This is a genomic window from Lentzea alba (genome assembly GCF_011067745.1).
GTDB lineage: Bacteria > Actinomycetota > Actinomycetes > Mycobacteriales > Pseudonocardiaceae > Lentzea > Lentzea alba.
This window is the reverse complement of record NZ_JAAMPJ010000017.1, coordinates 130168-153180: the sequence shown is the minus strand read 5'-3', so window position 1 is coordinate 153180 and position 23013 is coordinate 130168. Positions and strand designations below refer to the sequence as shown.

Below are 23013 nucleotides of genomic sequence, written 5' to 3'. Positions count from 1 at the left end.
AGATGAAGGTTGGCATCGTCTGCCCGTACTCCTTGGACGTACCAGGGGGAGTGCAGGCCCACGTCGTCGACCTCGCCCGCGCCCTGATCGGCCTCGGGCACTCCGTCAACGTCCTCGCACCGGCCGACGACGACCAGGAACTGCCTCCGTTCGTCACGTCCGCGGGCCGCGCGGTCGGCATCCCGTACAACGGCTCGGTGGCGCGTCTGTCGTTCGGCCCTGTCTCGTACGCGCGGGTCCGCCGCTGGATCGACGAGCACCAGTTCGACGTCCTGCACCTGCACGAGCCCACGGCGCCGTCCCTGTCGTTCCTGGCGTTGGTGGTCGCGGACGGCCCGATCGTCGCCACCTTCCACACCTCGACGCCGCGGTCGAAGATGTTGTCGGCGTTCCAGGGCGTGCTGCAGCCGTTCCTGGAGAAGGTCACCGCCCGCATCGCCGTGTCCGCGCTGGCCCGCCGCGTGCAGGTGGAGCACCTCGGCGGCGACGCGGTGGAAATCCCGAACGGCGTGGACGTGGACTTCTTCGCCTCGGCGTCCACTTTGGACGGCTACCCGCGGCCGGGCGGCACCATCGGCTTCGTCGGCCGCTACGACGAGCCGCGCAAGGGCATGCCCGTGTTGTGGGAAGCGTTCGGCCTGATCGCCGACGAGTTCCCGGACCTGCGCCTGCTGGTCGTGGGCCGAGGCGAGACGGAGTTCGACGGACCTTTCGCCTCGCGGGTCGATCTGCTGGGCCAGGTCGACGACGTCGAGAAGGCCCGGATGCTGCGTTCGGTGGACGTCTACGTCGCACCGAACACCGGCGGCGAGTCGTTCGGCATCATCCTGACCGAGGCCATGTCCGCCGGCACCGCGGTGGTGGCGTCGGACCTCGACGCGTTCCGCCGCGTGCTCGACGACGGCAAGGCGGGCGTGCTGTTCCCGGTCGGCGACGCCCGCGGCCTGGCGGACGCGTTGCGGTCTGTGCTGCGGGATTCGGGTCTGCGCGCCGAGTACGTCGACATCGCTTCCCAACGCGTGCAGGCCTTCGACTGGTCCGTGGTGGCGTCGCAGGTGTTGCGCGTCTACGAGACCGCGATCGCCGCCGACCCGCGCCGGGTGAGCGAGGCATGACCACGGCTCTTTTCATCGTCCTGGTAGCACTCCTGCTGGCCGCCTGGATCCTGGCGATCGCGAACCGCCTCGACCGCCTGCACGTCCGCACCGACGCCGCCTGGGCCGCCGTGGACGCCGCCCTGGCCCGCCGCGCGGTCGTCACCCGCGCGCTGCTCGACCCCGAACTGTCCGCGGCGGCTTCTCGTGCCGAGTCGGCGTCTCGCTCGGAGCGTGAACTCGCCGAGAACGAACTCTCCGGTCTTCTGGGCGCCCTGGACCGGTCTTCCTTGGCGCCTGCCCTGGCCGCCGAACTCTCCGACGCCGAAGAACGCGTCATGCTCGCCCGCCGAGTGCACAACGACGCCGTCCGCGACACGCTGCTGCAACGCCGCCGCCGCATCGTGCGCTGGCTGCGCCTCGCTGGCACCGCGCCGCAGCCGTCGTACTTCGAGATCGCCGAGCCCACCACCCCGGCCGAAGCCGTCATGCTGACCCCCCGCCCGTCCGCCCGCGTCGTGCTGACCGATCCCGCGGGCCGAGTGCTGCTCTTCCAGGGCTTCGACCCGGCACGACCGCAGGAGAAGTTCTGGTTCACCGTCGGCGGCGGCGTCGAGGACGGCGAGGAACTGCGCGACACGGCCCTCCGCGAGGCCTTCGAGGAGACCGGCGTGAAACTCGCGCCGGAGTCGCTCATCGGCCCGGTGTGGCGGCGGCGCGCGGTGTTCAGCTTCGACGGCCAGACATTCGACGCGGAGGAGTGGTTCTTCTACGCGCGCATCGACGGCGAGCTCGCCGTCGACACCTCGGGGTTCAACGACGTCGAGGAGTCCACCATCACCGGGCATCGGTGGTGGAGCGCCGAGGAGCTGGAGTCCACAGAGGACGCCGTGTACCCGGTGCAGCTGGCCGAACTGCTGCCGACGCTCGCCGCGGAGTGGGACGGCGAGACCCGCACCGTGCGGTGATGGTCAAGCTTCCACGTCGCCCAGCCGGTTTCTCAAAAGGTCGCGCACGCGTCGGGTCGTCTGGAATTCGGAGTGATCGGGCCCGAAGACGCGGAGGTTGTCGGTGAGGAGTTGCTCGAACGTGGCCAGCGCTCCCCGCAGATCGCCTGTCTTCGCCTGCACGTAGCCGAGGCCGCTCCGAGTGCGCAGCGTGTCGGGGTGGTCCGGGCCGAGGACGCGGAGACGATCGGCGAGAACTGTCTGGTAGCTGGTGATCGCTGCTTCGTGGTCGCCGCCCTTGGCTTGAATCTGGGCGAGATTGCGGCGGGTGATCATGGTCTCCGGGTGCTCAGGCCCGAGGACGCGCAGCCGGTCAGCGAGAACTTCCCGGATCGCTGAGACCGCTGCGTCGTGATCGCCGGAGTCAGCCAGTGACATGGCGAGGTTGTTCCGAATCATGAAGGTGTTGGGGTGGTCAGGTCCGAGAGCGCGGAGAGCGTCGACGCGAAGTTGCCGCAGAGCCGCGAGTTCCTCGGCGATCTCCCCGGAGTCGCCGAGTCGACGGGCCAGGTTCATCCGGGCGAGCAGGGTGTCCGGGTGGTCGGGGCCGAGGACGCGGAGATGGTCGGCGAGAACGTCCTGGTAGGCCGCGATCACCGTCTCGTGGTCATCGGCTTCGGCCTGCGTCAGGACGAGATTGTTGCGGCTGAGCAGGGTGTCCGGGTGGTGGGGGCCCAAGACGCGCAGCCGGTCGGCGAGAACGTCTTCGTAGGCGGCGACCGCTCCGGCGCGGTCGCCGACCGCTTTCAACAGGTACGCCAGGTTGTTCCGGGTGGCCAGGGTGCGGGGGTGGTCGGGTCCTCGCAAGCGGAGGTAGTCGGCGAGAAGCTCCTCCAACGCTGCCGCGGCTCCCCGCAGATCACCTGCCCCGCTCTGGGCGATAGCGCGGTTGTTGCGAAGGATCATCGTGTCCTGGTGATCAGGACCGAGCAGACGGCCGGCGATCTCGAGCAGGGAGTCGTAGTAGTCCCTGGCTTCGGCCAGCAGACCGGCTTCGGACCTGCTGTGTCCCGCGAGGAGCAGGACGATGTGGCAATCTGGACGCCACAGCTCCTCCTGACCGATCGCTGCGAGCGCGTCCACGTTCGAACGCAGAACCTGGCTCAGCACGGTGTCTCGTTCCACCTCCGGCCACACCTGGCCCAACGCCGTGGCAGCGGTTCTCGCGAGCGGACCTGTTCTCTCGTCCGGCCACGCGTCGAGGGTCGCACGTTGCACCAACGGGTGCACTCGTACTTCGCGTGACGTTGCGCTGAAGTCCACGGTGATCAGGCTGAGCCGGTGCAGGCAGCCAAGTCCGTCTCGCGCGTCTGCCGCGTCGACTCGACGTCTCGCCGCCTTGCTCAGCACCTCAAGCGTCGCCCTGGCGGTGAACACCGCGACCGGAATTCCGTTGGGGTCCAGCACACTGGCGATGTCCAGCAGCGGGCCAGCCAGTCCTGCGGGGGCCAGCCGGTCTGCGAGTTCCACGGACAGCGACCAGGTTGCCGCGACCGTGGCCTGGTGTTCGTCGGGCAGGCCGTCGTCGTCCGGCACGACGTGCGCCAGACGTCGTGCGGCGAAGCGGGTCCGATACTCGGAGCAGCACAGGTGCTTGTCCACCATGTACGCGGCTGCCGGGGCGAGCGCCACCGGCAGGTGTCCCAGGTCCTGCACGAGGCCCTCGGCGTCGTCGAGCAACCGTGGCTGGTCGGCCAGCACCGTTCGCAGATAGGTGAGGGCTTCGAGTTCGTCGAAGACGTCCACCTCGACGAGGGTTCGGCGATGGCCGCGAAGAGCAGAGTCACGGCGTCGCGTGGTCACCACGACTTGGCCGTTCGAGCTCGACGGTGGCCACAGCTGGGCCAGGTCGGCCGGTGTTCGCAGGTCGTCGAGCACCACCAACCACGGTGCAGTCGTCGTAGCTAGCCACTCCAGCAAGGTTCGCGCGGATCCGGGCTGTCCGGTGAGCTTGGTGGCGGCGTCGGCGTAGGCGGACACGATCGCTTCACGCGAGCTTGCGGTCACCCACACCAGGAGTTCGACGTCGCCGGCTTCCCAGCGGCGTTCGGCGTGGTCGGCGGCCAGTTGGGTCTTCCCGACTCCGCCCATTCCGAAGAGCACGGTGACGCGGTCGGTGATGAGGTTCGCGCGTTCCTGGAAAGAGGCCGCGCGCAGCGGGATCAGGCCGGCGCGCAGCGGCAACGGGTTGCGGTTGGCCGACTGGTGGAGATTGATGTCGCCGTAGACGGCGCCTACCTGGACGACCTGCCCGGACGTGTCCTCCACGGAGTTGGACACGGTGGGCAGGTCGTCGGACATGCCAGACAGTATGAACCTAAACAGCCGAGATGATCGACGATCCGTACGCGTCGCGCGTCTTGTCCTTCTCGTCGTGCATCAGGTAAAGCGCGAAGTTGTCGACGCCGATCTCCTTGAGCTCCTGCAACCGTTCCACGTGCGCGGACTCCGGACCGACCAGGCAGAAGCGGTCCACGATCGAGTCCGGTACGAAGTCGGTCGACCGGTTGCCCGCCTTGCCGTGGTGGGAGTAGTCGTAGCCCTCGCGGTCCTTGATGTAGTCGGTCAGGGCCTTGGGCACGGCGCCCGAATCCCCGTACCGCGCGACGAGATCCGCGACGTGGTTGCCGACCATCCCGCCGAACCACCGCAACTGATCCCGCTGATGGGGGAGATCGGTTCCGACGTAGGCAGGTGCCGCCACGCACATCGTGATGGCCGACGGGTCACGGCCGGCCGCGACGGCGGCCTCGCGGACCGAGCCGATCGTCCAGCGCGCGATGTCCGGGTCGGCGGTCTGCAGGATGAAGCCGTCGGCCTGCTCGCCGACCATCTTCAGCGCCTTGGGACCGTACGCGGCCATCCACATTTCGAGCTTTCCGTTGCGCACCCACGGAATTTGCACCGCCGTGCCGTGGTGTTCGACGGAACGCCCTTCTGCCAGTTCCTTGATCACGTGCATCGCGTCACCCAGCGTGGCCAGGGAGGCGGGCTTCTGGCCGATCACGCGGCGGGCCGAGTCGCCCCGGCCGATGCCGCAGACCGTGCGGTTGCCGAACATGTCGTTCAGCGTCGCGAAGAGCGATGCCGTCACCGACCAGTCCCTTGTGGACGGGTTGGTGACCATGGGGCCGATGATCAGGTCGCGGGTGGCGCTGAGCACCTGCGAGTAGATGACGAACGGCTCCTGCCACAGCACACAGGAGTCGAACGTCCAGCCGTAGCGGAAGCCGCAGTCCTCGGCGGCACGGAGGCCTTCCACCACGTCCCGCGCCGGCGGGTCGGTCTGCAGCACGATGCCGAAGTCCACGGTGTTCCTTCCTAGACCAGGTACTGGTTGAGATCGCGGGACACGAACCGGCCGTGGCCCGTGGAGCCGTGGTAGGCGCCGTCGGCGATCACCTTGCGGCCGCGGGAGAACACGGTGTCGACCTTGCCCGCGAGTTCGAAGCCCTCGTAGGCCGAGTAGTCCACGGCCATGTGGTGGGTCTCGGCGGAGATCGTCTGGGTGGCGGCAGGGTCGTAGATCACGACGTCCGCGTCGGCGCCCGGAGCGATCACGCCCTTGCGCGGGTACATGCCGAACATCCGCGCCGGGGTGGTGGACACGATCTCGACCCAGCGCTCGCGGGTGATCTCACCCTTCGCGACCCCTTGGTGCAGCAGGTCGACGCGGTGCTCGACGCCGGGCATGCCGTTGGGAATCTTGGAGAAGTCGCCGACGCCCAGCTGTTTCTGGTCCTTGAAGCAGAACGGGCAGTGGTCGGTGCTCACGACGGACAGGTCGTTCGTCCTGAGCCCGCGCCACAACGAAGACTGGTGTTCCTTGGGACGCAACGGAGGCGACGCCACGTACTTCGCGCCCTCGAAGCCAGGCTTGGCCAGGTCCTCCAGCGACAGGTACAGGTACTGCGGGCACGTCTCGGCGAACACGTTCTGTCCCGTGTCCCGTGCGGCTGTGACGGCGTCAAGCGCTTGCGCGGCCGACAAGTGCACGATGTACAAGGGGGAACCGGTCACCTTCGCCAGCTGGATGGCGCGCGAGGTGGCCTCGCCCTCCAGCTCCGGCGGGCGGGTCAGGCCGTGCTGCACAGGGTCGCCCAAACCGTTCGCGAGCGCCTGCGCCACGAGCTGGTCGATCGCGATGCCGTTCTCCGCGTGCATCATGATCGTGCCACCGGTCTCGCGCGCCTTCTGCATGGCGCGCAGGATCTCGCCGTCCGTGGCGTAGAAGACGCCGGGGTAGGCCATGAACATCTTGAAGCTGTTCACGCCCTGCGCGATGCAGGACTCCATCTCCTTGAGCGACTGGTCGTTGACGTCGGAGATGATCATGTGGAAGCCGTAGTCGACGGCGCAGTTGCCGTCGGCCTTGGTGTGCCATTTGTCCAGAGTGGACAGCAGCGAGCTGCCCTTGGGCTGCACGGCGAAGTCGACGATCGTGGTGGTGCCGCCCCACGCCGCCGCGGTCGTGCCGGTCTCGAAGGTGTCCGCGGACTGGGTGCCGCCGAACGGCATCTCCATGTGCGTGTGCACGTCGATTCCGCCCGGGATCACGTACTTGCCCGCCGCGTCGATCACCTCGTCGGCCTGCACCTCGAACCCCGGCGTGACCAGTGCGGCGATGTGCTCGCCCTCGATCAGCACGTCGGCCGCGTGCGAGCCGGTCGCGTTGACGACCAGGCCGTTGCGGATGAGAGTGCTCACGGCGTCACCAGGCCCTCGTAGGTGTCCGGGCGGCGGTCGCGGTAGAACGCCCACGTGTCACGGACCTCGGTCAGCAGGTCCAGGTCGAGGTCGCGCACCACGAGCTCTTCCTCGGTGTCGGACGCCGCGTCACCGACGAGCTGGCCGCGCGGCGACACGAAGTACGTCTGGCCGTAGAACTCGTTGTCGCCCAACGGTTCCACGCCGACACGGTTGATCGCGCCGACGAAGTACTCGTTCGCGACGGCCGCGGCGGGCTGTTCCAGTCGCCACAGGTACTCGGACAGGGACCTGGACGTCGCCGACGGGTTGAACACGATCTTCGCGCCGGCCAGGCCGAGCGCGCGCCAGCCCTCGGGGAAGTGGCGTTCGTAGCAGATGTAGACGCCGATCCGGCCGACCGCGGTGTCGAACACGGGGTAACCGAGGTTGCCGGGCTTGAAGTAGAACTTCTCCCAGAAACCCTTCACCTGCGGGATGTGGTTCTTGCGGTACTTGCCGAGGTAGGTGCCGTCCGCGTCGATCACCGCCGCGGTGTTGTAGTAGACGCCCGGCTGTTCCACCTCGTACATCGGCACGATCAGCACGATGTTGTTCTGCGCCGCGACCTCCTTCATCAGCTCCGTCGTGGGGCCGTCGGGGATCGCCTCGGTGTAGGAGTAGAAGTCCGCGTCCTGCACCTGGCAGAAGTACGGACCGTAGAAGAGCTCCTGGAGACACAACACCTGCGCGCCCTGGGAAGCGGCCTTGCGGATGTGCTCGACCGCGTTCGCGATCATCGACTCCTTGTCGCCCGTCCACTTCTGCTGGACGAGCGCCGCCCGGATGATGTTGCTCACCTGGTCGTCTCCTTTGCCGTGTTGTCCTTCAGAGCGAGGAAAACCAGGAAACCGGCCGCGAAACCGATCACCCAGTTGTAGTCGTAGAGCGGCTTGAGGAACGGAATCAGGCCGTCAGCAGGGAACGGCCCGCCGTAGGCGCCGCCGACCGCGAGCACCGCGCCCACGAGCGTCGCCACGACAGCGCGCCAGTTCCAGCCGCCGTTGAACCAGTACGCGCCGCGTCCGTCCAGGTAGAGGTCCTCGAGTTCGAGCGTGGTCTTCTTGATCACCCAGTACCCGGCCACGAACACGCCGGCGACGCTCGCCAGCAGACCGCCGTAGAACCCGAGCCACGCGAAGATGTAGATGCTCGGGTCGGAGATCAACCGCCACGGCTGGATCAGGATGCCGACCACACCGGTGATCAGGCCGCCGATCGCGAACGTGATGCGCTTGGGGAACGCGTTCGAGAAGTCGTAGGAGGGGCTGACGACGTTCGCCGCGAGGTTCGCCGAGATGGTCGCCAGCACCAGCGACATCAACGCGACGAGCACGAGGAGCGTGCTGTCGAACCGGGACGCCAGATCCGCCGGGTCCCAGATCGCCTCGCCGTAGAGGGCCTGCGCGCCCGACGTGGTCAGGATCGCGACGATCGCGATGAACGACATGGTGGTCGGCAGGCCGAGGATCTGCCCGGTGACCTGCTTGCGCTGCGACCCGCCGAACCGCGTGAAGTCCGGCATGTTCAGGCTCAGCGTCGACCAGAACGCGATCATGCCCATCAGCGAGGGGAAGAAGACCTTCCAGAAGTCCGGCCCCCACCCGAGCGTGCTGCCCTGGTGCAGGATCGGCCCGAACCCGCCCGCCTTGACCAGCACGTAGCCCAGCAGGATCAGGAACCCGACGCTGACCAGCGGCGCCGTCCAGTTCTCGAACCGCCGGATCGCCTCCATGCCGCGCCAGATGACCAGCATCTGCACGACCCAGAACCCGAAGAAGCACAACCACAACGTCCACGGCTGCCCGCCGATCTGCGACGCCTTGGACCACCCCTCACCGGCCAGCCTGCCGATGATCACGTGCAGCGCCTTGCCGCCGACCCACGTCTGGATGCCGAACCAGGCGCACGCGATGAACGCTCGCAGCAGCGCGACGAGGTTCGCACCCCGGATCCCGTAGAACGCGCGGGCGAACACGGGGAACGGGATGCCGTACTTCGTGCCGGCGTGGCTGTTGAGCAGCATGGGGATCAGCACGATCAGGTTGCCCAGGGTGATCGTGAGGAACGCCTGCACCCAGTCCATGCCCAGCGCGATCAGGCTCGCGGCCAGCGTGTAACTGGGGATGTTGTGCGCCATGCCCATCCACAGCGCGAAGAAGTTGTACGTCGTCCACGTCCGCTGCTCGATCGGCACCGGCGCGAGCTCGGGGTTGTAGAAGCGGCTGTCCTTGATGGGACCCACGTCGCTCAGTTCGACACGGCCGTCAGGTGTGACCTGAGGCGGGGAGGACTCAACTGCCATCGTTCAACCCCCTGTTACGCTGCTGAAACAACGCGAACGCGGTCGGTTCCATCCCGGAATCCTGGGTCCGCTGCCGCAGGTGTGGCAGTGTCAGAGTGTCCACGCTTGTCATGATCGGCGCACATTGTGCGTACGTTCTGTTTCACTGATCGGTATGGGGATTCCACGGCGAACGGTCCTGCTCGCAGGCGCGGGCCTGGTCGGGGCGGCTGCGACGTACGGCGCGCTGACCCCGAGGGGCCGCCGGCTGCTGGGCTGGACCGGCCCGGACGGTGTGGTGCCCGCGGTGCTGCCGGTGGCCGTGGAGCTGACGCCGTGGGGCGCGTGGATGGGGTCTTCCGGGCCGACCGTGCTCGTGCTGCACGGGCGTGGGGGCAGCGTCGGGTGGTGGCGGGACCTCGGCTTGCCGCAGTTCCTCAACGGCGCGAAGTTCCGATGTGCCGTGGTCAACGGCGGTGAAGACTACTGGGTCTCGCTGGTGCCGCCAGTGCCGTTCGACGCCGCGTTGGGAGTGTCGATGGGCGGGTTCGGGGTGCTGGACATCGCGTCCCGACAGTCGCTCAAGGCGGTGGCGGCGATCAGCCCGGCGTTGTTCCCGACGTGGGAGGACGCCGAGCGGATCAACGGGTTCGCGTCGCGCGAGGTGTGGGAGCAACACGAACCGTTGCGGCACACGGCCGGTATCCGGTCACCGGTCGGCATCTGGTGCGGGCAGGAGGACCCGTTCCACGACCCGGCGCAGGAGCTGGCTCGCGCGGTGGGGGCGCAGGGGTCGTTCGAGCACGGCGAGCACAACGACGGCTACTGGCGCCGCGTGCTGCCGGAGGCGTTGGGGTTCATCGGGAGTCGTCTTTGATCAGACGAGCGAGGTCCGCAGCCGCCAGTCGGGCCTCCCCTGCCCTGTTGTTGCGCTCGAAGGCCTCCACCAGACCCTCCAGTGCGCGCCGGAGCAGCGCTCGGTCGTGACTGCCGCGCACGACCTTCCACGCGTGGTGGAGGTGTGCCAGAGCCCGCTCGTCGTCTCCGGTGCGCAGCAGGGTGTGTCCGAGGCGGATCTGGGCGACCGCGGTCATCCAGGCGTCGCCGAGGTTCACCCCCGCGTCCTTGGTGAGCGTGTCCGCCATCGTCAGGTCGTCCAGGTGGCCACGTGCTTCGAGGTAGCGGTGCACGGCCCAGGCGAGGCGTCCTCCCTCGCGGAAGTGCGACATCAGCAGCGCGCAGAGCGCCAGTGGCACGAACATCGACCGGTGTCGGTCGAACCAGTGCAGCGCCTCGGCCTGCTTGGGTGTGTCGAGCGCGGCGTCCATCTGTTCGGCGCGGTCGGCGAAGTGGTGGACGAGCCGCGAAATCTCCTCGTTCGAGGTTCCTTCCGTTTCCTCCTCGCGCATGCGTTCGCCCGCGAACTCCAGCACCAGGTCGTGGAAGCGGTCGCCGGGTTCGAGCAGGTGCGCGGTGCGCAGGTCTCGCAGCAGCTTGCGCGCCCTGGCCTCGGTGCACCCGGTGAGCACCGACGCGGCCTCGGCCGTCACCTCGGTGGCCGGGCTCAGGCCGGCCCGCCGGAACAACCGGGCCTGCTCCTCGGTGAGGGCCCGGTAGGACAGTTCGAACGCGGCGCGCACCGACCGTTCTTCGCCGTCGTCCAGCAGGTCCAGCTTCACCTCGCGCAGCTCTGCCACCCAGTCGTGGCCGGGATCGGTGCGTCGCAGCGCCGCCATGATCCGCAGGGCCAGCGGCAGCCGTCCGCACGGCTCGGCCAGCTCGGGATCGCCCACGAGCGCGGCGGCCTCCTCCAGCGGCAGCACGCCCAGTTCGAGGTGGTGGGCGTCGTCGAGGGCGGCGAGCCGGTGCCTGCTGGTCACGATCGTGCGATGCCTGTTGGGCAGCAACGGCCGTACGTGCGGCACGAACCGTGCGTTGTCGATGATGACCAGCATCGGCTCACGAGAAGCGGTGATGGTGCGGAACAGGGCCGTGCGCGCCGCCTCGGTCGGCGGGATCTCCCGCACGCCCAGTTCGGACAGGAACCCCTCCAACGCCTTCGCGGGCGTGACCCGGCGTTTGTCGTCGTAGTCGTGGAGGTCGACGAAGAGCTTGCCGCCGGGGAACTCGCCGCTTTCGGCGTACCGCAGCGCCAGTTCGGTTTTACCGACCCCGGCCAGGCCCGATATGACGGTCAACCCCGAGGCGCCCGTCAGTTCGGCGAGCTCGGGCTCCCTGCCGGTGAACGACTTGCTCGCGTCCAGCAACCCGTCCAGCGCGGTCGGTGGTGGCGCCGCGGAGTGGAGGTGAAGGGTGTCGATGTGACCCGCCTGTACCGCGTTGCCGCGGTTGTCGTGGATCTCGTTGTTCACCGTCACCGGCGGGAGTCTGCCACCTTGAGGCGCACCACGGCCGTGCCTGCCTTACGGTCGTGCCACGTCCGCGTTCCGCGCAGGTCCAACGACTCCACGGCGGACAACACGAGCAGCACCAGCCCGCCCACCAGCAGCAGCGACGCCAACCAGCCCGCCGAGCTCACGGCCACGTGCTCGCCGATGACGACCCACGGCTGTTGCCAGCCGAGGCCCGCCATCAGCGCCGGTTCCCGCCAGCCCAGGCCGGCCAGCACGAGCACCGCGCCCGCGCCGGGCAGCGCGGTCGTGATGAGCGTGCGGGCGAGTGCTCGTCTGAGGCGCAGACCGGACGCGGGGCCCACCACCCGCAGCCCTGTCAGGGCTTTGCCGAGGGTGTTCAGACGCAGCAGCAGAGCGTCGTACACGACCGCGCAGAGCACCACCAGCACGGGTTCGTGGACCAACGGCCACGCCACGACCAGCACCAGGAGCCAGTCGAGCAGACGGGCGATCAGCCGACGAACGAGCATGATTCACGCTATGCGGCAGAAGTCCGGCATAAGTAGTCAGTTCATGGACAGTTAGCGCACGAATTCCGCCGTCCAGCGGTACTCGTCGCGCCGCACGTTGCGCGCCTGCAGCCCGTCGGTCTCGAACGCCATGATCTCGGACGGCGTCAGCGGCCATGGCGGACCATCGGGCACCGGTCCCTCCTCGCGGGCCACGGCGAGCACCAGCAGCGTTTTGCCGGTCAACCACGCGACCCGTTCGGTGGCCTGCGCGTGCAGTTCGACGGGCAGCGCCTGCACCGTCATGTTCTCCACGACCAGGTCGAACGCGTGGTGCCACTCGGCGGGCGGGTTCAGCAGGTCGGCGACGACGTAGGAAACAGCAGACGAGGGATGGCGCGCCTGGACCGCGGCGATCCCGGTGGGGGAGATGTCGAACGCCACCACGTCGAAACCCAGCGAGGCCAGGTACTCCGAGTCGCGGCCGTACCCGCAGCCCACGACCAACGCGCGCTGACCCGTGCCGTCGAGGCCAGAGGCCCAGTCGACGAGCTGCGGTTGCGGATGAGGGACGTCCCAGGGGACGGAGGCCGTGCCGGCTTCGGCCTCCGCGTAGAGCTCTTCGAACCAACCGGTCGGATTGGTGGCTTGCAGGCGGCGGGCATCGTCATCAGCGGACATGACGACACCTTTTCACCTCACTGAGCTGCGCGCGCCTGACTTACGTAATCCACCAGGCCGTCGTCGGCGGGCCACCCGATCTGGGTGCTGATCGACGACTTGTTCTCCTCCCAAGACCGTTGCGCGGCGGCCTTGATCGCCGGGTCGTCGCCGGTGAACTTTGCTCCGAGCGCGTCCCACTGCCGTGACAGCTCCACGACGCGTGGGTCGGTGGCGGGCGTGCCGTCCGCCATGTGCTGACGCAGTTGCTGCACCAGCTCGAGCCAGGACGCCTTCAGCGCCTCCACGGCTTCGGGGCCCATCGAGGCCGCGCGGGATCGCAGGTCGGTGAGCTGGTCGGCGGTGAAGTAGCTCTCGTACACGGACATCATCTCCAAAGTGGACAGAAGGGACTCGGTGGTGTGCCCGTCGAGCAGCGCGGTGAGGCGGGACCGCAGTGCTTCCACGTGCTGGGCCTGCGCGTTCAACGCCGCCAGCTGCGCCTCGAAGAGCGGCCGCAGCGAGTCCGAACGGGACAGTGCCGATCGGACCTCTTCCAGCGTCAGACCGAGCTGGCGCAGCGATCTCACCTGATAGAGGCGCCGGACGTCGTCCGGTGTGTACCGACGGTGACCGGATGTCGTGCGCTCCGACGCGACGACAAGCCCGATCTCGTCGTAGTGGTAGAGCGTGCGGACGGTCAGTCCGCTCGCTTTGGCCAGGTCACCGATGCTCCAACGGGTCACACCAAGACCGTAGGACCTCACGCTGCGGGAGGTTCAAGTCCTCAACACCCGATCGAGCGGATTAATCGGCGAACCAAAACAGCCGATGAAAACGAAGATCGGTCCCCAAACCAGATTGAGGAAAACTGTGTCTCGTTCCGGACTGTTCCGCGCCGCCGCCCTTCTCGCCGCCGGTGCGGCCCCGCTGCTCGCGGGCTCGGCCAACGCCGTGGAGGTGCCGCAGCTGAACGGTGGCCTGCCCGAGGTCGGCGCGGACAAGGTGATCTCCGACGCCACCTCGCACACGAACCCGCTCGAGTCGGCCGGCGCCGTCAACCTCGGCCAGATCCAGGCTCCCGTGGTCAGCGAGCTGCCGGTCCCGGCCGCGCAGGAGCGCACCGTGCCCGCGCCGCTGCCCGAGCTGGGCACCCTGCCGGCGCTGCCGAACGCCGAGGCCCTCGCCGGCAACGCGCACGTCGGTGACCTGAAGGCGCCGAGCCTGTCCGACCTGCCGACCAACGGCGTCGTGCCGAACCCGAACGTGCTGTCGGGCACGCTGCCGACGATCAACGGCTGACACGCGCTCCATGGGGGGCACATTCATGGACCTCAGGTCCATGAATGTGCCCCCCATGGCTTCCTCACGGGCCCATTTCGTGCACCAGCAGCGCGACGTACAGCGAGAGCACCGACTCCGGGTCCTCCAGCGACACGCCCAGGACCTGCTCGATCCGCGCCAGCTGCTGGTAGTAGGCCGTGCGGGACAGGTGCGCGGCGCCCGCGGCCGCCGACTTGTTGCCGCCGTTCTCACACAGGCACCGCAGCAGCTCCACCAGCCGTGAGCCCTGTGCGGAATCCCGCGCCAGCAACGGCCCCAGCTCGCGGTCCGCGAACGCTCGCACCCGCTCGTCCTCGCGCAGCAGGTGCAGCAGCCCGCGCAGCCGCACGTCGTCGAGCCGGTGGTAGAGCTGGGATCCCGGCGCCCGCAACGCCGCTCCGGCAACGTGCGCGGCTTCGCCCAACGAGCGGCGAACGTCCGTTGTGGACGTCACGGTCGTGCCCACGGCGATCACCACCGGAGACGCGGCCGTGCGGTGTATCTCGCGCGCGACCTTGCGCAGCACGCTTTCCACCCCAACGGTCATCGGCACAGACAGCAGCGCACGCACCGATGTGTCGTCCACGACGCCGACCAGCGCCGCGACCGTCACCCTGCGCCCAGCCAACGCCGTCGCTTCCGCGAGGTCGCGCAGAACCTCCTGCGTGGCAAGCGTTTGCCCCTGCAGCACGGACACCGGCCGGACCGCCACCCCGATCAGCTGCCGCCGTTCCAACGGCACACCCAACGCCGCCGCCCGCGCACCTAAATCAGGCGCCTGGGCGGACTGACCCAACAGCTGTGCGAGCAATGTCCGGTGCGTCTGCCGTTCCAGCGATTCGCGGTCACGCGCCACCAACCGGTGCACGGCCAGTGCGGACGCAGCGCGCTCGGCGACCACCACGTGCCGATGCGGCGGCGGTTCCGGTGACACCAGCACGAGCCGGCCCCAGTCGGCTCCGCGCGCTCCGACGATCGTGATCAGCCAGCCGGACCCGGAGTGGTAGGCGGTCCGCTCGGACACCGTGACCGCCCGCGAGCGCGCCGCCCAGTCGTCGAGCAGCCGGACGGGGTCGTGCCCGGCCGCGTCGTAGGCCAGCACGTCGTGGCCCAAGGTCTCCAGCACGACAGGCAGCCCCGACGTGCGCGCCACCTCGCGCAGCACCTCGGCGGGCTCGGCCCCGGCGACCGTCAGCGCCGTGAACGTCTCGTGCACCTGTTCCGCGGCCCGCAGCTCGGCCAGCTGGGCGTCCACGATCAACGCCACCACCGCCTCCGTCACCGCCACGTACTTCGTCTCCTCCGAGAGGGTGAGCAGCGGTAACCCGTGGTGTTCGGCGGCGGTGACCAGGGCGGCCGGCACGTCGTCGCGCCACCGCCGGCCCAGTTCGACGACCAGTCCGGCGCAGCCCACCGCGGCGAGTTCCTCGACGTACCGGGCGAGGCCGGACTCTGGCAGCATCACGCCGGTCGTGAGCACCAGCTCGCCACCTCGGAGCAACGGTGCGATGTCTGCGATCTCCGCCACATGCACCCATCGCACCCGGCGGCTCAAACCGGCCGACCCGGCCACCAAACGCGGCTTTCCCTGCCGGATCACCGGGAGAGCGACGACATCGGCGACGGTCGGGTACATGGACACAACGTAATGCCAACCGCCCGATCCGGGTACAGGTTGTGCATGGCGGCGAACCGGGCACCACAGCAGACTCCGAGAACAGGAGTTAACCCCTGGAGGACGAGATGGCCCACAAGGAGCTGCTGGCACGACACCGCGCGGTGATGCCGAAGTGGCTGGCCCTCTACTACGACGAGCCCATCGAGATCGCGAGCGCCAGCGGGCGCCGGGTGACCGATCGCGAGGGCACGACCTACCTGGACTTCTTCGCGGGCATCCTGACCAACGCCATCGGCTACGACGTCGCCGAGATCAGCGACGCGATCCGCGCCCAGCTCGACACCGGCGTCCTGCACAGCTCCACGCTGTACCTGATCAAGTCGCAGGTCGAGCTGGCCGAGAAGATCGCCGAGCTGAGCGGCATCCCGGACGCCAAGGTGTTCTTCACCAACTCCGGCACGGAGGCCAACGAGACGGCGCTGATGCTCGCCACTCAGGCCCGCCGCAGCGAGCAGGTGCTGGCCCTGCGCAACAGCTACCACGGCCGTGCGTTCGCCACGGTCGCCATCACGGGCAACCGCGGTTGGTCGGCCAGCGCGCTCTCGCCGATCAAGGTCAGCTGGGTGCACGGTGGTTACCGCTACCGCAGCCCGTTCAAGGCGATGGACGACAAGGACTACATCAAGGCCTGCGTCGACGACCTGCGCGAGATCATCGAGACCACCACGTCCGGCGACGTCGCGTGCATGATCGCCGAGCCGATCCAGGGCGTCGGCGGCTTCACCTCCCCGCCCGACGGCCTGTTCCGCGCGTTCAAGGACGTCCTGGACGAGTACGGGATCCTCTTCATCTCCGACGAGGTGCAGACCGGCTGGGGGCGCACCGGCGAGCACTTCTGGGGCATCCAGGCGCACGACGTGGTGCCGGACGCGATGACGTTCGCCAAGGGCCTCGGCAACGGCCTCGCGATCGGCGGCGTGGTCGCGCGCGGCGACCTGATGGACGCGATCAACGCCAACTCGATCTCCACCTTCGGCGGCAACCCGGTCTCCACGGCCGGCGCGCTCGCCACCGTGAACTACCTGCTCGACCACGACCTGCAGGCCAACGCGGCCAAGCTGGGTTCGCGCCTGCTCGGGGGCCTGCGCGAGCTCGCGGACAAGCACCCGGTCATCGGTGACGTGCGCGGCAAGGGCCTGATGGTCGGCGTCGAGTTCGTCGGACCCGAGGGGGAGCCGAACGCCGGTGCCGCGGCCACGGTGCTGGCCGAGTCGAAGGCGCGCGGACTGCTCGTCGGCAAGGGCGGCCTGTACGGCAACGTGATCCGGTTGGCGCCGCCGATGACGCTGACCGAGGACGAACTGGAAGAGGCTCTGGGGATCTTGGCGCAGGCGGTGGAGAAGGCGTGATCAAGCACTGGATCAACGGCAAGCCCTGGGAATCCGCTTCGGAACGTCTCGGTGACGTCTACGACCCGACGACCGGCAAGGTGGCCGCGCAGGTCGCGTTCGCGTCGGTGTCCGAAGTGGACGCCGCGGTCGACGCGGCCGCGGAAGCGTTTGCGTCGTGGCGGAACGCGTCGCTGGCGCAGCGCTCGACGGTGATGTTCAAGTTCCGCGAGCTGCTGAACGCGCGCAAGGGTGATCTCGCGCAGATCGTCTCGGCGGAGCACGGCAAGGTCGTCTCCGACGCGGGTGGCGAGATCCAGCGGGCGCTGGAGTCGGTCGAGTACGCGTGCGGGATCCCGCAGCTGCTCAAGGGCGGGTTCAGCGAGAACGCCTCGACGCGGGTCGACGTCTACTCGATCCAGCAGCCGGTCGGCGTGGTCGGCGTGATCTCGCCGTTCAACTTCCCGGCGATGGTGCCGCTGTGGTTCGTGCCGACGGCGATCGCCTGCGGCAACGCGGTGGTGCTGAAGCCGTCGGAGAAGGACCCGTCGGCGTCGATCTTCATCGCCGAGCTGTTCGCGGAGGCCGGGCTGCCGGACGGGGTGCTGAACGTCGTGCACGGCGACAAGGTGGCCGTCGACCGGCTGCTGGAACACCCGACCGTGAAGGCGATCTCGTTCGTCGGTTCCACGCCGATCGCGCGGTACGTCTACGAAACCGGTACCTCGCACGGCAAGCGCGTGCAGGCGCTGGGCGGCGCCAAGAACCACATGGTCGTGCTGCCCGACGCCGACCTGGACCTGGCCGCGGACGCCGCGGTGTCCGCCGGGTTCGGTTCGGCGGGCGAGCGGTGCATGGCCATCTCGGTGGTCGTGGCCGTGGGCCCGGTTGGTGACTCGCTGGTCTCCAAGATCAAGTCGCGGATCGCGGACGTGAAGGTCGGGTCCGGACCGTCGTGCGAGATGGGACCGCTGGTCACCGGCGTGCACCGGGACAAGGTCACGTCCTATTTGGACGCCGGTGTCAGCGCCGGTGCTTCTTTGGTGGTGGACGGCCGCGACCACCCGATCGACGGTGAGGCGAACGGGTTCTGGCTCGGCCCCACGCTGTTCGACCACGTCGGCACGGACATGACGATCTACACCGACGAGATCTTCGGCCCGGTTCTCTCGGTCGTCCGCTGTGACACCTATGAAGAAGCCGTCGAGATGGTGAACAGCAACCGGTACGGCAACGGCACCGCGATCTTCACCAACGACGGTGGGGCCGCGCGGCGGTTCCAGAACGAGATCGAGGTCGGCATGGTTGGCGTGAACGTGCCGATCCCCGTGCCCGTGGCCTACTACTCGTTCGGTGGCTGGAAGGAATCGCTGTTCGGCGACGCACACGCGTACGGGCCGCACGGCGTGCACTTCTTCACCCGCTCCAAGGTGATCACCTCGCGGTGGCTGGATCCGTCGCATGGTGGGGTGAATTTGGGGTTCCCGCAGAACACCTAGCCGGGGTGTGGTTTTCCGCAGGTCTACTTTGCGGTTGACCTCATGGTCCCCAGGGCTCACCCCGGCCTAGCGTCGTCTCCATGCTCCTCGACGCCATCCTGTCCGCGGCCCTCGCCATCACCGGCGTGGTCCGTCGATCGTGCCGAGCGCTGTGCGGGTCCCGCCCGCCGGCGCTCGGTCTCGTTGTGACGCCCGCGATCACGCCCGCGATCACGACTGCGGCCGAAGCTGCGGTCGATGTGTCAGGATCGTCGAGTGGATCAAGCGGAGCTCGTGATCGGACCGGAGTCGGGTATCCCGGTGGCCGAGCTGCTGGCGCTCTACGAGTCGGTCGGCTGGTCGGCTTACACCTCCTCGCCCGAGCTGCTGGAAGCCGCGGTGGCCGGGGCGTCCTTCGTGGTGACCGCGCGCCGGGGCGGACGGCTGGTCGGCCTCGCTCGCGCGTTGTCCGACGGGGCGACCATCTGCTACCTGCAGGACGTGCTCGTGCACCCGGCCGAGCACCGTCGCGGGATCGGCCGCGCTCTGGTGGGGGCGGTGCTGGACCGCTATCGCACGGTGCGGCAGAAGGTCCTGCTGACCGACGACGAGCCGGGCCAACGCGCGTTCTACGAGAGCCTGGGCTACGCCGAGATCCGCGATTACGGGTCTGGCACGCTGCGCTGCTTCATCCGGTTTGACGGCGGTGCTGAGGCATGAGCACCCGGCGCTCGTATGACCTGGTTGCCGCGCGCTACGCCGCCGAGCTGGGCGACGAGCTCGCGGGAAAGCCGTTGGATCGGGCGCTGCTCGACGCGGTGGCCGAGCTGGCGGACGGCCCGGTGCTCGACGTCGGCTGCGGGCCGGGCCACGTCGCCGAGTACCTGGCCCGGCGCGTGTCCGTCGTCGGGGTCGACCTGTCGCCACAGATGTGCGCGCACGCCTCGGTCCCGGTGTGCGCAGGCGACATGACGGCACTGCCGTTCCGGTCGCACTCGGTGTCGGCGCTCGTCTGTCTCTACGCGGTGATCCACCTCGACGCGGCGGAACGGGCGGCGGCCTACGCGGAGTTCGCACGCGTGCTGCGGCCCGGTGGGCACGCGCTGGTCGCGTTCCACGTGCGGGACGCGGAAACGCGGGCGGGGCAAGAGAAAACGCTGACGCGGTGGTGGGACAACGAGGTCGAGCTGACCTTCCGGTTCCTCGATCCGGACGCGGAAACGCGGGCGTTGGCGGAGGCGGGCCTCACGGTGACAGCCCGCCTCGATCGCGCCCCGGACCCGCGTGTGGAGCACGCGAGCGACCGGGCCTACTTGCTCGTGCGAGCTGCCAGCGCCTCCGGCAGCGGGTCGTAGCGGGAGAAGCGGCGGGTGAAGGTGCCGGTGCCCGACGTCAGCGAGCGCAGTTCGATGGCGTAGCGCAGCAACTCGGACGACGGCACCTCGGCGCGGATCATCGTCCAGCCGCCCTCGTCGGACTCGGTGCCCAGCACCCGGCCGCGCCGGCCGGACAGGTCGCCGAGGACGGTGCCCAGGTGTTCGTCGGGCAGTCTGATGGCCACCTCGTCCATCGGCTCCAGCAACGTCGTGCGGCCGTTCGCGGCGGCTTCCTTCAGGGCCATCGAACCCGCGGTCTGGAAGGCGGCGTCGGAGGAGTCGACGGAGTGCGCTTTGCCGTCGACGAGGGTCACGCGGACGTCGACCACTGGTGTGCCGTCGTGCAGGCCCCGTTCCAGCTGCGCGCGCACGCCCTTTTCCACGGAAGGGATGAACTGGTTGGGGATCGAGCCACCCACGATCTTGTCCACGAACTCGAAGCCGGAGCCGCGGGGGAGGGGTTCCACCACGATGTCGCACACGGCGTACTGGCCGTGACCTCCAGATTGCTTGACGTGCCGGCCGTGGCCCTTTGCCGAGCTCGCAAAGGTTTCACGCAACGCGACGCGGACCGGTTCGGTGTCGATCTCCGCTCCGCCTGCGCGCAGGCGGGCCAGCACGACGTCGGCGTGGGCCTCGCCCATGCACCACAGGACCATCTGGTGCGTCTCGGCGTTGCGGTCGAGGCGCAGGGTCGGGTCGCTTGCGACCAGACGGTTGAGGTTGCGGGCCAGGTTGTCCTCGTCGCTGCGGGTGCGCGGGACGACGGCGACGGGCAGCAGCGGTTCGGGCATGTCCCACGGGGCCATCAGGAGTGGCTTGTCGGGGGCGGACACGGTGTCGCCGGTTTCGGCGGTGGTGAGTTTGGTCAGGGCGCACAGGTCGCCGGCCACACAGTAGGGGACTTCACGAAGGGAGGCGCCCAACGGCGAGTAGATGTGGGCCACGCGCTCGTCGGCGTCGTGGTCCTCGTGACCGCGGTCGGCCATGCCGTGGCCGGAGACGTGCACGGGGCGTTCGGGGCGCAGCGTGCCGGAGAAGACGCGGACCAGCGACACGCGGCCGACGTAGGAGTCCACCGCTGTGCGGACCACCTCGGCGACGAGTGGCCCGTCCGGGTCGGCGGCCATGCGGGGCTGCGGGATGCCGTCCACCGACGTGACGAGGGGGACCTCGTGCTCCAGCGGTGAGGGGAACGCGCGCGCGATGCCGTCCAGCAGCTCTGTCAGGCCCATGCCGGTTGCCGCGCACACGGGCACCACCGGGTGGAACGAACCGCGTGCGACGGCGGTTTCCAGGTCGGTGATCAGCGTGTCCTGGTCGATCTCCTCGCCCGCCAGGTAGCGGTCCATCAGGGACTCGTCCTCGCTCTCGGCGATGATTCCCTCGATCAACGCCGCGCGCTCGTCCGGGTAGTTGTCGCCGGACGTCAGCAGACCGACCAGCGTGTCGCCCTCCGGCATGTACAACGGCACCACGCCCGCGCCGAACGCCGCCTGGCACTCGATGACCGCGTTGCCGAAGTTGGCGCGGTGGTGGTCGGTGCGGGTGATGACAACGGCACGTGGCATGCCGACGAGCGCGCACTCTTCCCACAGCGCGATGGTGGCCGTGTCGACGCCCTCGAAAGCGTTGACAACAAAAAGGGCCGCATCCGCGGCCCGTAGTCCTGCCCTGAGCTCACCCACGAAGTCGATGTATCCGGGGGTGTCGATCAGATTGATCTTGATGTTCCCGTGCTGGATCGGGGCCACCGCCAGGCCTACCGATCGTTGTTGTCGCACGGCGGCCGGGTCGTGGTCGCAGACCGTGGTGCCCTCGGTGACCGACCCCGCGCGGGTCAGCACGCCGGTGGCGGCGAGCATGGCCTCGGTGAGCGTCGTCTTGCCCGCGCCGGACGGGCCGACGAGCACGACGTTGCGGACCTTGGCCGGGTCGTCTACAGCGACCGCGCCTGCCGGTGTCCCGTTGTCGGAGTTCTTGCTTCCCATGGCGACCTCCGTCAAGTCGTAGTGTTCGATCTCACACCCGTTCCCCTCGTGGGACAACCCCGAAGACCCGTCTGGGCGCCGACCGGCGAACAGGCCCGCCCGTCAACCGTCTGAGTGACACCAGTCACGACCTGCGGTTGATCGTGAAGTGGCCTTCTGGTTCCGGGCTCCAGTGGCTTGGGTGAGGTGGCCACGTCAGACGTAGGATGAGTTCACCAAGACTTCCCCTCGTGAAAGGTTGCCCCGGTGAGCACTGATCAGGTCACGGGTACCGCCCGCGTGAAGCGCGGCATGGCCGAGATGCTCAAGGGTGGCGTGATCATGGACGTGGTCGACGCCACCCAGGCGAAGATCGCGGAGGACGCGGGCGCCGTCGCCGTCATGGCGCTCGAGCGCGTGCCCGCCGACATCCGCGCGCAGGGCGGCGTCGCCCGCATGAGCGACCCCGACCTGATCGACGGGATCATCAACGCCGTCTCGATCCCGGTGATGGCCAAGGCCCGCATCGGCCACTTCGTCGAGGCCCAGGTCCTCGCCTCGCTCGGCGTCGACTACATCGACGAGTCCGAGGTGCTGACCCCGGCCGACTACGCCAACCACATCGACAAGTGGGCGTTCACCGTCCCCTTCGTCTGCGGTGCGACGAACCTCGGCGAGGCCCTGCGCCGCATCACCGAGGGCGCGGCCATGATCCGCTCCAAGGGCGAGGCCGGCACCGGTGACGTCTCCAACGCCACCACGCACATGCGCAAGATCCGCCAGGAGATCCGCCGCCTGCAGAACCTCCCCGAGGACGAGCTCTACGTGGCCGCCAAGGAGCTCCAGGCGCCGTACGAGCTGGTCAAGGAGATCGCGCAGAACGGCAAGCTCCCCGTCGTGCTGTTCACCGCGGGCGGCATCGCCACCCCGGCCGACGCCGCGATGATGATGCAGCTCGGCGCCGAGGGCGTGTTCGTCGGCTCGGGCATCTTCAAGTCCGGCAACCCGGCCCAGCGCGCCGAGGCCATCGTGAAGGCCACCACCTTCTACGACGACCCGGACGTCATCGCCAAGGTCTCGCGCGGCCTGGGCGAGGCCATGGTCGGCATCAACGTCGAGGACGTCCCGGAGCCGCACCGCCTCGCCGAGCGCGGCTGGTGAGCAAGCTCCACTAACGACGAAGGCGCACCCGCTCGCGGGTGCGCC

At 68.8% G+C, this 23013-nt stretch carries 20 protein-coding genes; 9 read left to right on the top strand and 11 right to left on the bottom strand.

The features are described from left to right. Positions 1 to 2 precede the first annotated feature (2 nt). Together G7043_RS43245 and G7043_RS43240 are read left to right on the top strand one after the other, a co-directional pair. Positions 3 to 1115 carry a glycosyltransferase family 4 protein gene (locus G7043_RS43245; RefSeq protein ID WP_166054736.1) on the top strand — a complete coding sequence of 371 codons (1113 nt, stop codon included), beginning with the start codon at positions 3 to 5 and terminating at the stop codon, positions 1113 to 1115. Then, positions 1112 to 2062, top strand: coding sequence for an NUDIX hydrolase (locus G7043_RS43240; RefSeq protein WP_166054734.1), 951 nt, complete (start codon positions 1112 to 1114; stop codon positions 2060 to 2062). The genes G7043_RS43245 and G7043_RS43240 overlap by 4 nt, the downstream gene beginning before the upstream one ends. A 3-nt stretch (positions 2063 to 2065) precedes the next feature. Here G7043_RS43240 and G7043_RS43235 read toward each other — a convergent pair whose 3' ends face one another. The 5 genes from G7043_RS43235 to G7043_RS43215 are packed head-to-tail and all read right to left on the bottom strand — an operon-like array spanning position 2066 to position 9152. Then, positions 2066 to 4402 carry a tetratricopeptide repeat protein gene (locus tag G7043_RS43235; protein ID WP_166054732.1) on the bottom strand — a complete coding sequence of 779 codons (2337 nt, stop codon included), beginning with the start codon at positions 4400 to 4402 and terminating at the stop codon, positions 2066 to 2068. A 16-nt stretch (positions 4403 to 4418) separates the two neighbouring features. Beyond that, positions 4419 to 5411, bottom strand: a complete 993-nt coding sequence (locus tag G7043_RS43230) for a TIGR03842 family LLM class F420-dependent oxidoreductase (protein WP_166054731.1) — start codon at positions 5409 to 5411, stop codon at positions 4419 to 4421. Positions 5412 to 5422: 11 nt separating this feature from the next. Further along, positions 5423 to 6808, bottom strand: coding sequence for a dihydropyrimidinase (gene hydA / locus G7043_RS43225; RefSeq protein ID WP_166054729.1), 1386 nt, complete (start codon positions 6806 to 6808; stop codon positions 5423 to 5425). Then, entirely contained in the window at positions 6805 to 7647 is an 843-nt protein-coding gene (locus tag G7043_RS43220) for a nitrilase-related carbon-nitrogen hydrolase (RefSeq protein WP_166054727.1), read from the bottom strand. The genes hydA and G7043_RS43220 overlap by 4 nt, the downstream gene beginning before the upstream one ends. Beyond that, positions 7644 to 9152, bottom strand: a complete 1509-nt coding sequence (locus G7043_RS43215) for an NCS1 family nucleobase:cation symporter-1 (RefSeq protein WP_166054725.1) — start codon at positions 9150 to 9152, stop codon at positions 7644 to 7646. The genes G7043_RS43220 and G7043_RS43215 overlap by 4 nt, the downstream gene beginning before the upstream one ends. Positions 9153 to 9306: 154 nt before the next feature. On the opposite strand from G7043_RS43215, the gene G7043_RS43210 reads away from it, so the two are divergent. Continuing rightward, positions 9307 to 10008: a hypothetical protein gene (locus G7043_RS43210; protein ID WP_166054723.1), complete on the top strand. Its 702-nt coding sequence runs from the start codon at positions 9307 to 9309 to the stop codon at positions 10006 to 10008. Here the strand turns inward: G7043_RS43210 and G7043_RS43205 are convergent. Genes G7043_RS43205 through G7043_RS43190 form a run of 4 tightly spaced genes read right to left on the bottom strand, consistent with a single transcriptional unit; the run spans position 9989 to position 13400 of the window. Beyond that, positions 9989 to 11509 (bottom strand): ATP-binding protein, encoded by a 1521-nt coding sequence (locus G7043_RS43205; RefSeq protein ID WP_166054721.1) that lies wholly within the window; start codon positions 11507 to 11509, stop codon positions 9989 to 9991. The two genes, G7043_RS43210 and G7043_RS43205, sit on opposite strands and share 20 nt — an antisense overlap. Then, complete coding sequence (locus G7043_RS43200) at positions 11506 to 12015, bottom strand: RDD family protein (protein WP_166054719.1); 510 nt, start codon at positions 12013 to 12015, stop codon at positions 11506 to 11508. The genes G7043_RS43205 and G7043_RS43200 overlap by 4 nt, the downstream gene beginning before the upstream one ends. Positions 12016 to 12066: 51 nt before the next feature. Further along, positions 12067 to 12675: a class I SAM-dependent methyltransferase gene (locus tag G7043_RS43195; RefSeq protein WP_166054718.1), complete on the bottom strand. Its 609-nt coding sequence runs from the start codon at positions 12673 to 12675 to the stop codon at positions 12067 to 12069. Between the two features lie 17 nt (positions 12676 to 12692). Continuing rightward, entirely contained in the window at positions 12693 to 13400 is a 708-nt protein-coding gene (locus G7043_RS43190; RefSeq protein ID WP_166054716.1) for a MerR family transcriptional regulator, read from the bottom strand. Between the two features lie 127 nt (positions 13401 to 13527). Between G7043_RS43190 and G7043_RS43185 the strand changes: the two genes are divergently transcribed. Beyond that, complete coding sequence (locus tag G7043_RS43185) at positions 13528 to 13956, top strand: hypothetical protein (RefSeq protein ID WP_166054714.1); 429 nt, start codon at positions 13528 to 13530, stop codon at positions 13954 to 13956. Positions 13957 to 14020: 64 nt separating this feature from the next. Here the strand turns inward: G7043_RS43185 and G7043_RS43180 are convergent, their stop codons facing one another. Next, positions 14021 to 15613, bottom strand: coding sequence for a PucR family transcriptional regulator (locus G7043_RS43180; protein ID WP_166054712.1), 1593 nt, complete (start codon positions 15611 to 15613; stop codon positions 14021 to 14023). Positions 15614 to 15720: 107 nt separating this feature from the next. On the opposite strand from G7043_RS43180, the gene G7043_RS43175 reads away from it, so the two are divergent. The 4 genes from G7043_RS43175 to G7043_RS43160 all read left to right on the top strand — a co-directional run bounded on the left by G7043_RS43175 (position 15721) and on the right by G7043_RS43160 (position 19816). Beyond that, the gene (locus tag G7043_RS43175; protein WP_166054710.1) at positions 15721 to 17004 is read left to right on the top strand and encodes an aspartate aminotransferase family protein; all 1284 of its coding nucleotides are present in this window, start codon (positions 15721 to 15723) and stop codon (positions 17002 to 17004) included. After that, the gene (locus G7043_RS43170) at positions 17001 to 18482 is read left to right on the top strand and encodes a CoA-acylating methylmalonate-semialdehyde dehydrogenase (protein ID WP_166054708.1); all 1482 of its coding nucleotides are present in this window, start codon (positions 17001 to 17003) and stop codon (positions 18480 to 18482) included. The genes G7043_RS43175 and G7043_RS43170 overlap by 4 nt, the downstream gene beginning before the upstream one ends. Before the next feature lie 255 nt (positions 18483 to 18737). Continuing rightward, entirely contained in the window at positions 18738 to 19181 is a 444-nt protein-coding gene (locus G7043_RS43165; protein ID WP_313888375.1) for a GNAT family N-acetyltransferase, read from the top strand. After that, entirely contained in the window at positions 19178 to 19816 is a 639-nt protein-coding gene (locus tag G7043_RS43160) for a class I SAM-dependent methyltransferase (protein ID WP_166054704.1), read from the top strand. Before G7043_RS43165 ends, G7043_RS43160 begins: the two co-directional genes overlap by 4 nt. Here G7043_RS43160 and G7043_RS43155 read toward each other — a convergent pair. Next, positions 19771 to 21828, bottom strand: a complete 2058-nt coding sequence (locus G7043_RS43155) for an elongation factor G (RefSeq protein WP_166054701.1) — start codon at positions 21826 to 21828, stop codon at positions 19771 to 19773. The two genes, G7043_RS43160 and G7043_RS43155, sit on opposite strands and share 46 nt — an antisense overlap. Positions 21829 to 22074: 246 nt before the next feature. Here G7043_RS43155 and pdxS point away from each other — a divergent pair, with 246 nt between their 5' ends. Further along, a complete protein-coding gene (pdxS, locus tag G7043_RS43150) occupies positions 22075 to 22968 on the top strand; it encodes a pyridoxal 5'-phosphate synthase lyase subunit PdxS (protein ID WP_086667803.1) in 894 nt (297 codons plus the stop codon). Positions 22969 to 23013: the final 45 nt, after the last annotated feature.

What these genes read in the sequence shown, in the direction of transcription:
- G7043_RS43200 (WP_166054719.1), bottom strand. Translation starts at nt 12,015, where the DNA reads ATGCTCGTTCGTCGGCTGATCGCCCGTCTGCTCGACTGGCTCCTGGTG.
- G7043_RS43180 (WP_166054712.1), bottom strand. Translation starts at nt 15,613, where the DNA reads ATGTACCCGACCGTCGCCGATGTCGTCGCTCTCCCGGTGATCCGGCAG.
- G7043_RS43210 (WP_166054723.1), top strand. Translation starts at nt 9,307, where the DNA reads ATGGGGATTCCACGGCGAACGGTCCTGCTCGCAGGCGCGGGCCTGGTC.
- G7043_RS43195 (WP_166054718.1), bottom strand. Translation starts at nt 12,675, where the DNA reads ATGTCCGCTGATGACGATGCCCGCCGCCTGCAAGCCACCAATCCGACC.
- G7043_RS43235 (WP_166054732.1), bottom strand. Translation starts at nt 4,402, where the DNA reads ATGTCCGACGACCTGCCCACCGTGTCCAACTCCGTGGAGGACACGTCC.
- G7043_RS43240 (WP_166054734.1), top strand. Translation starts at nt 1,112, where the DNA reads ATGACCACGGCTCTTTTCATCGTCCTGGTAGCACTCCTGCTGGCCGCC.
- G7043_RS43175 (WP_166054710.1), top strand. Translation starts at nt 15,721, where the DNA reads ATGGCCCACAAGGAGCTGCTGGCACGACACCGCGCGGTGATGCCGAAG.
- G7043_RS43245 (WP_166054736.1), top strand. Translation starts at nt 3, where the DNA reads ATGAAGGTTGGCATCGTCTGCCCGTACTCCTTGGACGTACCAGGGGGA.
- G7043_RS43155 (WP_166054701.1), bottom strand. Translation starts at nt 21,828, where the DNA reads ATGGGAAGCAAGAACTCCGACAACGGGACACCGGCAGGCGCGGTCGCT.
- G7043_RS43215 (WP_166054725.1), bottom strand. Translation starts at nt 9,152, where the DNA reads ATGGCAGTTGAGTCCTCCCCGCCTCAGGTCACACCTGACGGCCGTGTC.
- G7043_RS43160 (WP_166054704.1), top strand. Translation starts at nt 19,178, where the DNA reads ATGAGCACCCGGCGCTCGTATGACCTGGTTGCCGCGCGCTACGCCGCC.